We start from the raw sequence: 15,189 nt of genomic DNA, 5'->3' as shown, positions 1-15,189 counted from the left end.
CATTATGTTTGGCATTTGGTTGCTTTCCATCATCGGCATTATGTTTGGCATTTGGTTGCTTTCCATCATCGGCATTATGTTTGGCATTTGGTTGCTTTCCATCATCGGCATTATGTTTGGCATTTGGTTGCTTTCCATCATCGGCATCACGTCTGGCATTGGACTGTTTTCCATCATCGGCATCACGTCTGGCATTGGACTGTTTTCCATCATCGGCATCACGTTTGGCATTGGACTGTTTTCCATCATCGGCATCACGTTTGGCATTTCATTCTCTTCCATGATTGGCATCGTAACATTTGGTGGGAGTACTTGCGGGATTTCTTTTGTGATATTTGGCATAACAACATTGCTTACATTTTCTTTCTTCACTTCTGGTGCAATAATATTGCTTACATTTTCTTTCTTCACTTCCGGTGCAATAATATTGCTTATATTTTCTTTCTTCACTTCCGGTGCAACAATATTGCTTATATTTTCTTTCTTCACTTCCGGTGAAACAATATTGCTTATATTTTCTTTCTTCACTTCCGGTGAAACGATATTGCTTACATTTTCTTTCTTTGTTTCTGGTGCAACGACATTGCTTCCTTTCATTTTATTTACTTGCGGAGCAATTAAATCGTGCCCTTTTTTTATAATATCTGCAATTTTATACTCTTTCGCTGGTTTGACTGGCGATTGCGGTGGCTGTGGTAAAATGTTTACGGAAAATTTTGTGCTCTCCTTTTGTTTTCCCACTTTACTAACAGCCGGTTTCTTTTCAACAACAGGTTGCTTTTGAATAATAGGTTGTTTTTCAATAATAGGTTTCTTTTCAATAATAGGTAGTTTTTCAACCGGCTTCTCTTTTTGTATAGGCTGTTCTTTTTGTATCGGTTGCTCCTTTTGCACTTCTTTTTGGGGTTTTACTTGCATTTCCTTCTGTGCCATTTGCGCTGCTGGCTGTTCTGTAATTGGCCCGGCCTGCTGAGCCATTTCTTCCTCTTCTTCTATACCAAGAGGTTTCGGCGCTCCTGGAAATTCTTTTTGCTGTACTTCTTTTACATATTCTTTTGGAGGGACTGAACCAGCACCTGGATTTTTTTTAATTGGAACGCCGGCAGATGGTACTTTAATTTTCATGCCCGGCATAATTAAGTCTGGATTACTGAGCTGTGTATTCGCTTTTTTTAATATTTCAAAATCTACCCCGTACTTTTTCGCAATTTTCCAAAGGGTATCCCCTTTTTGCACGATATGAATTTTCAATTTTTCCCCCTCCTGTATAACTTATCTATAATAGGGTGAAACTTCCATCAACAGGGGCTTTTCTTCATCCCCACTGATGGTTAGTTGAGCCAATCGGACTTTTATGGACAGTAAGCCCCCACCTATCTTCTTCGCTTTTCTCTGAATCTTAAGGTGGGGGCTTACTGTCCGTTAATGCGGGATAAAAACGAGTATAAACACAATGATTGCTTCACCACAATGTATGCTCATAAAAACAAAATTATGTACAAAAGAAAAAGCAACGGAAATCTGTTGCTTTTATACTCGCTCTAACATTCTGTTTAATGCAAGTACCGCTTCTTCCGTTACTTTTTTATCTACTTCAATTACATTTACATGTTCGCCGCGCAAGGTTGCTTCCAGTGCCCATAGTAAATGTGGTAAATCGATACGATTCATCGTTAAGCATGGACACATAAATGGATTTAACGAAATAATTTCTTTATCTGGGTGCTGCTGAATAATACGATTAACTAAGTTCATTTCTGTACCGATTGCCCACTTACTTCCAGACGGAGCTTTTTCAATCATATCAATAATATATTTTGTTGAGCCTGCATAATCAGAAGCTGCAACAACCTCATAGCAACATTCCGGATGAACAATAATATTCATATCCGGATGATTTCTTCTTACACTTTCAATATTTTTCACAGTAAAATTTTGATGGACAGAACAATGTCCTTTCCATAAAACAACTTGAACATCTTCCATATTCCCGTCATATTCTAATGAATCTGTTTGCGGATTCCAAACTGCCATTTTTTCTAACGGTACACCAAGGTCATATGCTGTGTTACGCCCTAAATGCTGATCTGGTAAGAATAAAATCCGCTCTTTTTGTGTAAACGCCCATTTTACCATCTCTTTCGCATTAGAAGATGTAACTGTCGCGCCTCCATTTCGGCCGCAAAACGCTTTAATCGCAGCGGTTGAATTTACATAAGTTAACGGAAGCATCGTATCTCCAAATAATTGCTGCAATTCTTTCCAAGCTCGCTCTGTTTGTTCAATATCAGCCATATCAGCCATCGAACAACCAGCTCGCATATCAGGTAGAATAACAATTTGTTCATCTGTTGTTAGCATATCAGCTGTTTCTGCCATAAAGTGCACACCACAAAATACAATATACTTTGCCTCTTTATTACGCGCTGCTACTTGTGCAAGCTGCAAGGAATCTCCCGTTGAATCTGAAAATTGGACAACCTCATCTTTTTGGTAATGATGCCCTGGAATGAAAAGCTTTTCCCCTAACTTTTCTTTAATTTCACGAACACGCGCTTCCATCTCTGCAATTGACATTGTTTCATAACGATTTGGTAACATTGTTTCAATCGGTTGTACTGTTTCTAAAATATCCATCAGTGAAGTCCCCCTCTTCTCTCGATCACACTTCAATATTGAAACTAATATCTAACGCTTTAACAGAATGTGTTAACAATCCTAACGAAATGTAATCCACACCTGTTTGGCCATACTTCACTACATTTTCCATCGTAATCCCGCCCGAAGCCTCTGTAACAATCGCGCTTGGAACGAGCTTACAATATTTGCGCACTTCTGCTGGTGTACGATTATCAAACATAATAATGTCTGCTCCGGCAGAAACTGCTTCTAATACTTGTTCTTCTGTCTCTGTTTCTACTTCTACTTTCACCATATGTCCCAGCTGTTCTTTCACCGCTGTTACCGCTTTTGTAATCGACCCAGCAAATGCAATATGATTATCTTTAATCATGACACCATCGTATAATCCGAAACGATGATTATAACCACCGCCGCATACAACCGCATATTTATCAAACATACGAAGCCCCGGCATCGTTTTTCTCGTATCACAAATGCGTGTATGATCGCTTCCGAGTGCAGTAACTGCTTTTCTTGTCATCGTCGCTACGCCGCTCATACGCTGAATAACATTTAACACAACACGCTCAGCTGTTAATAAAGAAGCAATCGGCCCTTGTACAGTAGCAAGGATTTCTCCGTTTGTTACCATGTTTCCGTCTTTTTTATGAAGTGTAACTTCAATTCGATAATCTAATAATGCAAAACCTTCTTTAATTACATCAGCTCCTGCAAACACACCCGTATCTTTGACAAGAAACGTTCCCCTTGCTTGCAGGTCGTTTGGGAAAATAAGCTGCGATGTTACGTCTCGCTCCCCGATATCTTCTAGAAAAAATTGTTTCAATGCCTCTTTTACTTTTAATGCGTTCATAGTACCCCTCTTTTCTTAAGCGAATTGCAACATACTTCTTCTCATCACAATTTCGTACGTCTTATTACTACGATTCGGAAAGTCACTGCGATAATGACCACCAATACTCTCTTTTCTTTGCAGTGCAGCCTTTGTTAATAACTGACAAACCGTTAACATATTGATAATTGTTATATCCTCATTTGTAAGAGTTTCATATGGAAGCATTTTATTATAGATTCCATACTGCTCTAACCATTGCTTCGCATACAATAAGCCTTCTTCTGTACGAACAATTCCAACGTATTTCATCATCATCTCTTGTATTTCTTCTTTTTTGGGTAATGTGATTTGTTGTAAATCACCTTTCACTATTTCATTGCCCTTCACGATTCGTGGTCTACTATTCGCTAAAATGTGTTCCCCGACACGTTTTCCAAATACAAGACCTTCTAATAATGAATTACTCGCAAGGCGATTGGCACCATGTACACCATTACACGCGACTTCACCAACTGCATATAAACGATTGATCGATGTTTCCCCGTTACAATTTGTTTTTACGCCGCCCATATGAAAATGTGCACCTGGCACTACTGGAATGCACTTACTTTCCACGTTAACACCACTTTTTTTACATAAAAAAGAGACCGTTGGAAACCGTTCTTCAAAATTTACAATAGATGATATATCTAAGTACACTTTTTCACCAACTACCATTTGTTCATGAATAGCACGCGCGACCACATCACGCGGCGCAAGGTCTTGTTGTTCATGAACATTCATCATAAAACGCTCTCCTTTTCCATTTCGAAGAATAGCGCCTTCTCCGCGCACCGCTTCTGATACAAGGCCGCAGCAAGCACCATTTACATACAACATCGTTGGGTGAAACTGTACAAATTCTAAATCAACAAGCTCTCCGCCAGCTCGATATACCATCGCTAAGCCATCGCCTGTAACAGTACGATCATTAGAGGTAAACGCATATACTCCGCCAATACCACCTGTTGCCAGTACAACACACTGCGCGTCATACTTTTGTATATTTCCTTCCCTATCACGTGCTATAACACCGTGACAAGTTTGATTTTCTATTATGAAATCCAAAACCATTTCTTGTTCAACAACCGTTACATACGGAAGTACTTGCTCTGCAAGATGCGCTAATAAATTTTTCCCTGTCGCATCCCCGCCCGCGTGTAAAATACGTCGTTTTCGATGCGCTCCTTCTTTTCCAAGGTGAAGCCCTCGTTCATCGCCGTCAAAGCTCATCCCGTTATCTAATAATGTTTTCATTTCTTTCGGCCCTTGCTCTACTAAATAACGAACAGCTTCCGTATTGTTATAATGGCAGCCTGCTGTAAGCGTATCTTCATAGTGATCGTCTGGATGATCAGATGAAGCAACTGCAGCTGCAATCCCGCCTTGTGCTAGATTTGTATTGTTGTGTCGCCCTGTTTTCTTTGTGATAATCATCACATTCTTTTCGTGGCAAATGGTTTGTGCAACGCGCAGCGCTGCAACCCCGCTTCCGATAATTAAGACATCTGCATTTGGCATTTTCATTGCCCCCTACTTTACACTTTTCAACTGTCTTGACACCTATATTTACATATATTTAAAATAATAACAAGAACTTTTTAGAAACCGACATGAAAATCTTATACAGAAAGGGCTATACTCTATGATATATATGGACTATGCTGCAACAACACCTATGAGTAAAGAAGCGTTAGAGACATACACAAAAGCCGCTGAACGGTATTTCGGAAATGAACAAAGCTTACATGATATTGGCGGAACTGCCTCCTCTTTGTTACAATCTTGCCGCCAAACATTTGCTGCGATGATCGGTGGGAAAGAACAAGGCGTTTTTTTTACGAGCGGTGGATCTGAATCGAACTATCTTGCAATTCAATCGTTACTAAATACCCAGAGCGGCACTCATATTATTACAACACCTATTGAACATGCATCAATCCGAAATTATTTTCACCTTCTTCAAAAGCAGGGCTATGAAATTACTGAAATTCCGGTGGATTGCTTTGGCATGATTCAACTTGACGAACTCGAGCGTGCGATTACAGAACAAACCGTGCTTGCAAGCATTCAACATGGAAACTCTGAAATCGGCACACTGCAACCAATTACTGAAATTGGAGCCATTCTTAAAAAGCATAACGTCTTATTTCATACAGATTGTGTGCAAACATTTGGGAAAATACCGATTCATGTAGAAGAAATGAATATTGATAGCCTCTCTGTTTCAGCGCATAAAATTTACGGGCCAAAAGGAGTCGGCGCATGCTATATTAACCCGCAAGTACGCTTTGGGGAAGTATTTCCAGGAACCGCTCATGAAAGAGGCTTTCGCCCCGGCACCGTAAATGTCCCGGGCATCGCTTCATTTATTACGGCAGCGCAGCACATGCTACAGAACCAGCAAGAGGAAATAGGACGTTTACAAAAATTACGAACATACTTCATGAAACAATTGCAAGCTCTTTCACCCGAAATACAAATTGAAGGTCATTCTACTTCTTGTTTACCGCATATCATTGGGGTTACAATAAAAGGAATAGAAGGTCAGTATACAATGCTAGAATGCAATCGCCATGGCATTGCGATTTCAACAGGAAGTGCTTGTCAAATCGGAAAACAAGAGCCTTCTAAAACGATGCTTGCGATTGGCAAAGAACATGATGAGGCGAAGCAATATGTCCGTTTTTCATTCGGACGGCAAACAAAAGCAGAACACATCGATGCAGCGATCCATGCAATTTCAGAAGTTAGAAATCAATTCAATAGAGGTGTTAATAGAAAATGAATCAAAATGATCAAAAAAAAATTTTAGGTGAGGAAAGAAGACAGCTCATTTTAGAATGGCTCCTCGCTGCAAATAAACCATTGTCCGGCAGTGAATTGGCAAAGAAAACAAACGTAAGCCGTCAAGTTATCGTACAAGATATTTCTTTATTAAAAGCACGAAACGAACCTATTATTGCAACAGCGCAAGGATATTTATATTTAAAAAGGGCAGAAAAACAACATACTACATTTGAGCGTATTATCGTTTCCAAGCATCAGCCATCACAAGTACGCCAAGAGCTTACAATACTTGTTGACCATGGAGTTACCATTAAAGATGTAAAAGTGGAACATCCAGTGTACGGAGATTTAACTGCTTTAATTCTAGTAAGTAACCGATTTGAACTTGAACAGTATTTAAAAAAGATTGAAGAAACAAAAGCGACTTATCTATCTCAGCTTACAGATGGGATTCATTTGCATACAATTGAAGCAGATTCGCTTGAAAAGTTAAATGCTGCTTGTGAGGCATTGGACCGAGCTGGGTTTCTTGTTCATTAAAAAACGCACAGAGAATTTTACTTTCTCTGTGCGTTTTTTATTTTTATCATGCTACAATGGAGAAAATGATGGGAAAGGAGATAATATATGGGAATTGAACTCATTCATTTTAGCATCGGGAAACCAAAAACAATGCAATATGCAGAAAATAAAGAAATGACGAGCGGCATATGTAAACAGCTTGTTGAAGATGCCTTTTTATCAACAGATGGATTTCAAGGAGACGGTGTTGCAGACTTACGCTTTCACGGAGGGCCTGATCGTGCCGTTTGTATTTATCCTTATGAACATTATGATTTATGGGAAAACGAGTTTCATACATCACTTCCTTCATCTGCATTTGGAGAGAATGTAACAGTTACAAATATGTTAGAGCAGAATGTTTGTATTGGCGACATTTATCAGCTCGGAGATGCAATTGTTCAAGTGACGCAAGGAAGAATTCCATGCAGTACAATTTCGAAACGACTCGGCATTCCTGGCATTTTACCTCGCATTGTTGAAACTGGCTATACAGGATATTTATGCCGCGTTCTGCAAGAGGGGGCAGTTCGTAAAGATTCACAAATTACATTACTAGAACGGCATCCACACCAAATTTCCATTCTATTTGCGAACGAAATCTATTTCCGGGGACAAAAAGATGTAGAGGGCATGGAAAAAATTATTGCTGTTCCCGAACTCGCAGAAGATTGGCGAAAATCATTAACCGCACGGCTTGAGAAATTAACATGAAGAATCCCAATGCATATGCTACTTGGGATTCTTTTTTCACACCCAATAAGAAAAATAACTTCCAAGTAGCGTAACTGAAAAACCAAGTGCTTCTAATTCCATTTTCACTCCTGGAAGCAGAACATCATCATACTCTTTCTCCACATCAATTAAGAAAAAATAATTACCAAGACCTGTCTTCATCGGACGAGATTCAATTTTGGAAAGGTTTAATTTTCTCCATGCAAATGCGGATAATACTTGATATAACGCTCCTGCATAGTCTGAAGGTAACGTTACCATAAGCGTTGTTTTCTTTTTGCGGCGCTCTCCATTTCTCGGCAATTCCACTTCTTCATTCTTATGCAATACGAGAAAACGTGTATGATTATTTTTATGCGTATGAATATCGCGCTGAACAATCGATAACCCATACTTTTCTGCCGCAGCCCTATTAGCAATTGCCGCAATTTTTTCTTCTGGATGTTCCATCACAAACTGCGCAGCAGCACTCGTTGATGTCATGTCACGCACTGTCACACCTTTTAATTCTCGATTCAAAAACTTATGACACTGTGCAATCGCATGCGGGTGAGACTGCACCGCATATACATCTTGCCAATTTTGTGCGTGCTGCGGATGAACGAGCAAATGTTGCTGGACAGGCACTGTAATTTCGCCAACAATCGGCAGCGTTTGCTCATGCACAAGATAATCAATCGTAATATTGACGGAGCCTTCAATCGCATTTTCAAGCGGGACAACTGCAAAATCGACTACATCATTTGCTGCTGCATCTATACAATCTGGAATAGTTCGGTATGGTACATGTTCAGCCTCAGGAAAGAAGCGACTCACCGCCATATTTGTAAATGTTGCTTCCGGTCCTAAATAGCCAACTCGAATCGTCATCTCGTCCCCTCTTTTTCGTTTTCTTACTGTTATATCATAAACACTTCTATTCTTCTACTTGTTTTTCGAAAATTACAACAAAAAAGACTAGCAAGAGCTAGCCGATCTGTTTCATATATTCTTTTTGCGCAAAGAAGAAATAGAGTGCACATGCGATAAGATAAATAGCAATGACCTCTAATCCCCCCCAAGATGATTTCGTAGAAAAGGCCTTTTGACACGTATGTAAAGCAACTGCACTATGTACGCTTCCTAATAGAACTGGGAAAAAGAATAGAATCCCTAATTGCCAACGTGAAATCTTATTTATTTCTTGCTTTGTCATTCCGATTTTCAAAAGAGCTTGATATTGCAAGCGGTCATATTCAATATTATGAAACCATTTAAAATAAACTGTGCTACAGGACGCTAGAAAAAAGAGGATACTAATGAACGAACCGACAAATAATATTAGATTCCCTCCGTCTTTCATCATCTTATAATTGTACACATTATTACGAGTTACTAACTCTTTCCCTTTTAAAATGCGGGATTGTAATTCTTCACCTAATCTTCCTGCATTGTCCCAATCTCTTACTTCATATCCGTTGTATACATATTTTTCATGATTCGGAACTTGACGAGCAAGCTTCTGAAAATCTTGATTGTGCATAACGAAGAATCTTCCGCTCCGCTGACTTGTATCGCTATTAAATGCATTCCCTTCATATGCTCCGTTATATGTAAAGCGATATGGTTCTCCGAGTACTTTAAAATTTATATATTTCTTAGGATGCTTAGGGAGAAGAGCATAATTACTATAATAAATAAATGTCACTGTTCCCTCTTTCGGATGGATCTGCTGCTTCGACTGTCTTTTTACTTCTCTATTATATTCATCTTCTCCAATTACAGTTGCATAAGATTCATTACCAGAATCTAATTGAAATGTTGCTGGGAGTCCGACAAATGTTGCGTAGCGAAAATCATTGGCACCGTGCTTACGCAATATCTTTTCAACCGTTTCTTTCTCCATTATCTCCTTAGAGTCAATTCCTTTTTCAACATAGGAGAAAGCGTGAGGTTGTTCATAACGAAATAGTTCTCTCATGTTTGAAAAAAACAAATAAACAGAACCTGTCGCCGTTACTACTATCGTTGTTAGCATTGATAGAATAAAGAAAAAGCGCCGATTATCTTTCACTGTATGTAACAACTGATTGATAACGAATAAATACGGATAGCGGTATATGACACTTTTTCTATTTTTAATTCCTTGTAATACTTGAATTAAGCCATGTGTACATACAAAATACGTACCAACTGTCGTTAAAATAGAAACAGGTATAAAATACAAGGCAATGTTCATCATCGTCACTTTTGTTGTTAAACCATAACCGATACTTATACAGATGAAACCGAGCCAACAAAACCACTTCTTACTTCTTGTTTCTTTTTTTCCTTCTTGCATTTCTTTTAATAGATGAATAACTTCTATTTTCCATATGCGCAGCGCACTAAAAATGGCTAAAAGAAGAAATACAGCACCATATGTCATAATCGTTATCACAATAACCTTCGAGCTGAGCACAAACGACAATTCAGTCTGCATATTAAGTAATAAACTAAAAATCATAAAAAATAGCTTTAAAAATAACGTCCCAATCCCAATTCCGAAAAAGCTCGCAAGGAGCCCCACTGCCATTTGTTCCATGATCATCATCCAGACGAGATTTACTTTCGTAGCTCCCATTAATATAAATAACCCAAATTCTTTTTTTCGAGACTGTATAAAGATCGAACTAGAATACAGAATAAATAAAATCGAAAACGCAATTACAATTACATCACACATAATCAGGCCCCATTGTAAACCTTTATACAGCTCACTCACTTTCAACTGAGGATGCAAAATAATAGATGTATACATAAAAAAAGCAAAGACTGAGAAACAGCTACTTAAGAAAAATATTTTGTAGTTGTGCCAATTCCCTCTAACATTTTGAAAAGTAAGCCCGTAAAACTTCACCTTTCTCCCCCCTAAAACCCGTTACATATGTAAAAAGCTAGGAAGTCCTAGCTTTTTACGTGCTTTAAATATCCTCTTTGTGCAATCGCAAAATATAATGCGGATGCTAATACGTATGCTGTAATAATAACTGCTCCTGACTTCCATAAGTCTAAATACAGCATGTTCCCCAACGTATATAATGCAAACCCGCTATGTAAAATACCGATCAAGATAGGAATGAAGAAAATCGCTCCCATTTGCCGAACTGCAATTTTACGAATTTCTTGATCCGTCATACCGATTCGTTTTAAAGAATGAAATTGAATACGATCTTGTTCTTTATCATTAAACCACTTAAAGTATGTCATGCTGCAAGCGAAGAAGAAGAACAATATTGTTATGAAGAAGCCGATAAACATCGTAATCGCACCGCTTTCTTTGGCATTTTGATAAACAAGAATAGAATTATCAAAATTTGCTTTTTTATCATCGGCGATGTGACCTTTCAATTCCTTCACGAGAGCCTCCGTATCTTTCCAGTTCTGAATATAATAGCCGTAATACATCATCTTTTCTGTATCTGGAACAACAGCTGCATACTTGGCGTAGTCTTGCTCATTTACAACAAATACATTATCAACATTAAATACCGCTTTTGTATATGGCTTATTTAACTTCAGCTCATACGATTGATTTTGCACTTTAAATGTAAAAGTCTTCGTTGCATCAAATTTCATGAGTTCATTCATCATATCCAACACAACCATTGTGCCAGTTCCAGGCTGATTATGTATTTCATCTTGTTGTTGTTTTTTCGCTTCTGCATTAAATTCTTTCTCAGAGATTATTCTCATATTGAATTCCCGATCTTCATTCATCAATTTCATATGAAATGTTCCTGGTATTTCTGTTACAGTTACTTTTCGTGCCTGTTCAAAATTATGTTTTTTAAGCAGTGATTGCATCGTCTCTTCTTTCACCACTTCATGAGAGTTTACCCCTTTTTCCTGAATGGAAATAGCATGTGGTGTATGCTCCACTCCTTTTGCACTCATATCTTCAAAGAAAACGTATAACGTCCCCATTGCCGATGCAACAACTGCTGTGATGATCGAAACAACAAATAGAAAACGTGCATTATCTTTCATCTTATAAACGAGATTACTAATGACAAATAAATTCGGATGTTGATAAAATACATTTTTTCGCTTTTGCAGCGCTTTTAATAGCACGATACTTCCTTGTGTAAATAAAAAATATGTTCCGATAATTGTTAAACCGACAATCAATAAGAAATACATAAAAAAGTTCATCAGTGTTACTTGAAAACAAAGAACGTAAGCAACAATAATACTTAGTAGTCCCGCTAGAAATAACCATGTAAACGAAAACGGCTCGACTCTTTGTTTTCTTGCGTCGCGAAGTAAATCAATAATTTGTAATCTCCATATCGTCCATAATCCAAATAGTGATAAAACGAAAAAGAGAATGAAATATACACCAGCAGTAATTGCGATTGCTTTTCCATTCCAGACAAATGGCAATGCTTTTTCAATTCCAACTACAACACTGACCGCTTTAAAAAAGAGCGGTAAACCGAGCATACCAAAAGCAATTCCGCTGACAATTGAAATGCAGCCAAGAATCATTTGCTCTCGCATAATCATTCTCCCTAATTGTCCTTTTGTCGCACCAATTAAAGTGAGTAGCCCTAACTCTTTTTTACGAGCCCGTAAAAAGATGGAGTTCGAATATAAAATAAATAACGCAGAAAATAAAACCACGATATAATTACACATCTCTAATCCTTTTTCAACATGCATTTTCTGACTAATGTTACCATTCACAACATCTGGATGATATATAAACGAAGCATACATAAAGAACACAAAAATCGATAAACAACTACTAATTAAAAACGCTTTATAATTACGCCAATTTCCTTTGACATTATTAAACGCGAGCTGGCGAAAGTTCATGGTACTCTCCCCCTAACATCGCAAGTACGTCTAATATTTCTTGGAAGAAGGCTTGCTTTGTTTCTCCTTTATGAATCTCTGAGAAAATTTCCCCATCACGAATAAATAAAATACGTTCACAATAGCTTGCCGCAACAGGATCATGCGTTACCATCGCAATCGTCACTTTCTTCTCTTCATGAAGTTCCTGCAGAGCACCCATTAATGATTTTGCTGATTTAGAGTCTAAGTTTCCTGTCGGTTCATCAGCTAAAATTAAAGTCGGCTGATGAATAATAGCCCGCGCTGCTGCTGCACGCTGCTGCTGACCGCCTGATACTTCATACACTTTTTTATGTAAAATTTCCTCTATGTTTAGAAACTTTGCGATTTCTAATACTTTTGCATCAATTTCTTTCACAGGACGGTTTGCCATTACAAGCGGCAAAATAATATTTTCCTTAATCGATAACGTATCAAGTAAGTTAAAATCTTGGAAAATAAACCCCAAATGTGTACGGCGAAACGCCGCAAGCTTAGCAGCACGCATTTGACTAATCTCTTCACCGTTCATATAGACATGGCCAGATGTCGGTTTATCAATGGTTGCTAATAAATTGAGAAGTGTTGTTTTTCCGCTTCCTGATGGCCCCATAATGCCAACAAATTCACCTTCTTCAATTTTAAAGTTAATATTATTCAGCGCTGTCGTCGTTACCGAACCTTTTGATTGATACACCTTTGTTAGACCTTTTACTTCAAGAACACTCATTTCGAATCCCCCTGTATGTTTTCTTCTTACTTTTACTATAGAAAAAACGAGGGAAAGTAACGAGTGATTTCCCTTACAAAACGGTTTGTTATCTTACAATTTTGTCATTTTCCTCATCATTTGATGATATCCTTTATCTTTTGAGAATTGGAATGTAAATGTTGTTCCTTCCTTCTCTATTGACTGTACAGAAATTCCATGGCTAAGATGATCACAAATTTGCTTTGTAATATATAACCCCATCCCTGTCGCTTCTCTCGTTTTCCGTCCATTGACTCCTGTAAAAAATGGTTCAAAAATGCGCTTTATATCTTGCTTTGGAATCCCTATTCCATTATCACGAATATGTAATGTAATAACACTTTCTGTTTCTTCTATTTGAAATGTAATCTCTTTTTTCTCTTTCTCTGTAATTCTTGTATACTTCAGGGCATTCATCACAATTTGATTCATTGCAATACTGAGCCATTTTTGATCCGAAGCTACCACATACTGTTCTTTCTCAAACAGAACCTTCGGATATACAGCATACTGGATGAATGTTTTTTTATGCTGATTAATACTGTCACGAACAATGTCCACCACATTGACTTCCTCTATTTTATAATCTTTCCCAAACTGTTCGAGGCGTGCCATATGAAGCGCTAAATCTAATCCCTGTAAAATACGATTATTTTCTTCACGGATACTTTCAATCGTATCTCTTGCTTCGCGGTGCGTTTGTCCAAGTTTTTGCAGCAATAGTTCAATGACAGATACAGGCGTTTTCATTTGGTGAATCCATTGGTTCATAAAGATCGTTTGCTGTTCTCCCTTTGCCTGCCCTTCATGGATTTCATTCATATATTGTTGTCTTAAGAGCGAAAAAGCTTCCACAATTGCTTCTTGTTCGTATGTATAAGATGAACTGACAGATAAGGAATGATGCAACTCATGTCCCTCTGCAATGTAATGTTCTACCTTTTGTAAAAAGGCTCGTCTTTTCCGATAATCATGTATCAGAAAGAAAACAAAAACAACGATTGATAATAACAATCCATATAACCATGTACTCCAATTTATAGATTGCTTCTGTAAAAAAGCTTGCAGTTGCAAGACAAGACCGAATAGAACGATACTCATCACGTAAGAAACAAGTAATACTGTGCGGTCCATCACATATTTTTTAAGATTCATGCTCGTTCACCCAATTCGTTAAGAGTGCATATCCATAACTCCGCTTCGTAACAATCGCATCGCTAATACCAATTTCCTCTAATTTTTTACGAACACGCTTTACATTTACAGTTAATGTGTTGTCATCAACAAAAGCAATTTCATCCCATAATGCTTCTAGTAACTCTTCTCTCGTTACATATTGATCCGCTTGCTTCATTAAGCATTCTAATAAATAGTACTCATTTTTTGTAAGCTCCACCTGCTTTCCTTGCCACTCTGCCATATGCTGCGCTGGAAATAAAAGCAACCCATTCACACCAAAGTAATCACTTTCTGCTGATGATGCATATTCACCATACACACGGCGCAGTGCACTTTTTACTTTTGCCATGACAATATCTAAATGAAACGGCTTCGTAATGTAATCATCACCGCCATTTTCAATCGCCATTACTTGATCCATCTCTCCTGTACGTGCAGATACAAAGATAATCGGTGCGTTGGAAACAGTACGAATTTGACGGCACCAATAGAATCCATCAAAATATGGTAAATTAATATCAAGTAAAACTAAATGCGGGTTCACTTTTGCAAATTCATCTTTTATATACCGAAAATCTTGTACGCGAAATGACTGATAACCGTATTTATCGAGGTGTCCTTCTAAAATGTCACCAATTTTTAAATCGTCTTCTACAATTAATATTTTATACATATCATTCCCACTCCCTTATAAGAGGTATATGTAGATACCATTACGATCTGCCCTACACCTACCCTTTTCCATTATAAGGGGAAATTCCCATTTGAGGAGAATTTTTTATTTCGGGACAAAAAA

13 protein-coding genes are annotated in these 15,189 nt (G+C 37.9%); 3 read left to right on the top strand and 10 right to left on the bottom strand.

Annotated features, from left to right (window positions below):
- From safA to nadB, 4 genes are all read right to left on the bottom strand, one after another.
- Nucleotides 1–1,251: SafA/ExsA family spore coat assembly protein (gene safA, locus MR076_RS09445; RefSeq protein ID WP_242219983.1), on the bottom strand; the 1,251-nt coding region annotated here is incomplete at its 3' end.
- Nucleotides 1,252–1,530: 279 nt separating this feature from the next.
- Entirely contained in the window at nucleotides 1,531–2,637 is a 1,107-nt protein-coding gene (gene nadA / locus MR076_RS09440) for a quinolinate synthase NadA (protein WP_242219980.1), read from the bottom strand.
- A gap of 25 nt (nucleotides 2,638–2,662) precedes the next feature.
- Nucleotides 2,663–3,496, bottom strand: coding sequence for a carboxylating nicotinate-nucleotide diphosphorylase (nadC, locus tag MR076_RS09435; RefSeq protein ID WP_242219978.1), 834 nt, complete (start codon nucleotides 3,494–3,496; stop codon nucleotides 2,663–2,665).
- Between the two features lie 15 nt (nucleotides 3,497–3,511).
- A complete protein-coding gene (gene nadB / locus MR076_RS09430) occupies nucleotides 3,512–5,038 on the bottom strand; it encodes an L-aspartate oxidase (protein WP_242219976.1) in 1,527 nt (508 codons plus the stop codon).
- Between the two features lie 124 nt (nucleotides 5,039–5,162).
- Here nadB and MR076_RS09425 point away from each other — a divergent pair, with 124 nt between their 5' ends.
- From MR076_RS09425 to MR076_RS09415, 3 genes are all read left to right on the top strand, one after another.
- On the top strand, nucleotides 5,163–6,305 hold the full coding sequence (locus MR076_RS09425) for an IscS subfamily cysteine desulfurase (RefSeq protein WP_242219974.1): 1,143 nt from the start codon (nucleotides 5,163–5,165) through the stop codon (nucleotides 6,303–6,305).
- A complete protein-coding gene (locus MR076_RS09420; RefSeq protein WP_242219972.1) occupies nucleotides 6,302–6,847 on the top strand; it encodes a transcription repressor NadR in 546 nt (181 codons plus the stop codon). The genes MR076_RS09425 and MR076_RS09420 overlap by 4 nt, the downstream gene beginning before the upstream one ends.
- A gap of 87 nt (nucleotides 6,848–6,934) precedes the next feature.
- Entirely contained in the window at nucleotides 6,935–7,582 is a 648-nt protein-coding gene (locus MR076_RS09415; protein WP_242219970.1) for an MOSC domain-containing protein, read from the top strand.
- A gap of 36 nt (nucleotides 7,583–7,618) precedes the next feature.
- On the opposite strand, the gene pheA is transcribed toward MR076_RS09415, so the two are convergent.
- From pheA to MR076_RS09385, 6 genes are all read right to left on the bottom strand, one after another.
- Nucleotides 7,619–8,473, bottom strand: a complete 855-nt coding sequence (pheA, locus tag MR076_RS09410) for a prephenate dehydratase (protein ID WP_242219969.1) — start codon at nucleotides 8,471–8,473, stop codon at nucleotides 7,619–7,621.
- 97 nt (nucleotides 8,474–8,570) lie between these two features.
- Nucleotides 8,571–10,481 (bottom strand): ABC transporter permease, encoded by a 1,911-nt coding sequence (locus MR076_RS09405; protein WP_242219967.1) that lies wholly within the window; start codon nucleotides 10,479–10,481, stop codon nucleotides 8,571–8,573.
- Nucleotides 10,482–10,528: 47 nt separating this feature from the next.
- Nucleotides 10,529–12,442: an ABC transporter permease gene (locus MR076_RS09400; RefSeq protein ID WP_242219965.1), complete on the bottom strand. Its 1,914-nt coding sequence runs from the start codon at nucleotides 12,440–12,442 to the stop codon at nucleotides 10,529–10,531.
- The gene (locus tag MR076_RS09395; RefSeq protein ID WP_020059952.1) at nucleotides 12,417–13,193 is read right to left on the bottom strand and encodes an ABC transporter ATP-binding protein; all 777 of its coding nucleotides are present in this window, start codon (nucleotides 13,191–13,193) and stop codon (nucleotides 12,417–12,419) included. The genes MR076_RS09400 and MR076_RS09395 overlap by 26 nt, the downstream gene beginning before the upstream one ends.
- A gap of 93 nt (nucleotides 13,194–13,286) precedes the next feature.
- A complete protein-coding gene (locus MR076_RS09390) occupies nucleotides 13,287–14,369 on the bottom strand; it encodes a sensor histidine kinase (RefSeq protein ID WP_242219963.1) in 1,083 nt (360 codons plus the stop codon).
- Nucleotides 14,359–15,066: a response regulator transcription factor gene (locus tag MR076_RS09385; RefSeq protein ID WP_242219961.1), complete on the bottom strand. Its 708-nt coding sequence runs from the start codon at nucleotides 15,064–15,066 to the stop codon at nucleotides 14,359–14,361. The genes MR076_RS09390 and MR076_RS09385 overlap by 11 nt, the downstream gene beginning before the upstream one ends.
- Between the last annotated feature and the right edge of the window lie 123 nt (nucleotides 15,067–15,189).

This window comes from Bacillus cereus group sp. BfR-BA-01380, assembly GCF_022663535.1.
GTDB lineage: Bacteria > Bacillota > Bacilli > Bacillales > Bacillaceae_G > Bacillus_A > Bacillus_A cereus_BB.
The sequence above is the reverse complement of the archived record's forward strand: the minus strand, read 5'-3'. Positions and strand labels throughout refer to the sequence as shown.

Bases quoted from the DNA above. Each gene is read 5' to 3' on its own strand.
- nadA (WP_242219980.1), bottom strand. From the start codon at position 2,637: ATGGATATTTTAGAAACAGTACAACCGATTGAAACAATGTTACCAAAT.
- nadC (WP_242219978.1), bottom strand. From the start codon at position 3,496: ATGAACGCATTAAAAGTAAAAGAGGCATTGAAACAATTTTTTCTAGAA.
- nadB (WP_242219976.1), bottom strand. From the start codon at position 5,038: ATGCCAAATGCAGATGTCTTAATTATCGGAAGCGGGGTTGCAGCGCTG.
- MR076_RS09425 (WP_242219974.1), top strand. From the start codon at position 5,163: ATGATATATATGGACTATGCTGCAACAACACCTATGAGTAAAGAAGCG.
- MR076_RS09420 (WP_242219972.1), top strand. From the start codon at position 6,302: ATGAATCAAAATGATCAAAAAAAAATTTTAGGTGAGGAAAGAAGACAG.
- MR076_RS09415 (WP_242219970.1), top strand. From the start codon at position 6,935: ATGGGAATTGAACTCATTCATTTTAGCATCGGGAAACCAAAAACAATG.
- pheA (WP_242219969.1), bottom strand. From the start codon at position 8,473: ATGACGATTCGAGTTGGCTATTTAGGACCGGAAGCAACATTTACAAAT.
- MR076_RS09400 (WP_242219965.1), bottom strand. From the start codon at position 12,442: ATGAACTTTCGCCAGCTCGCGTTTAATAATGTCAAAGGAAATTGGCGT.
- MR076_RS09395 (WP_020059952.1), bottom strand. From the start codon at position 13,193: ATGAGTGTTCTTGAAGTAAAAGGTCTAACAAAGGTGTATCAATCAAAA.
- MR076_RS09390 (WP_242219963.1), bottom strand. From the start codon at position 14,369: ATGAATCTTAAAAAATATGTGATGGACCGCACAGTATTACTTGTTTCT.
- MR076_RS09385 (WP_242219961.1), bottom strand. From the start codon at position 15,066: ATGTATAAAATATTAATTGTAGAAGACGATTTAAAAATTGGTGACATT.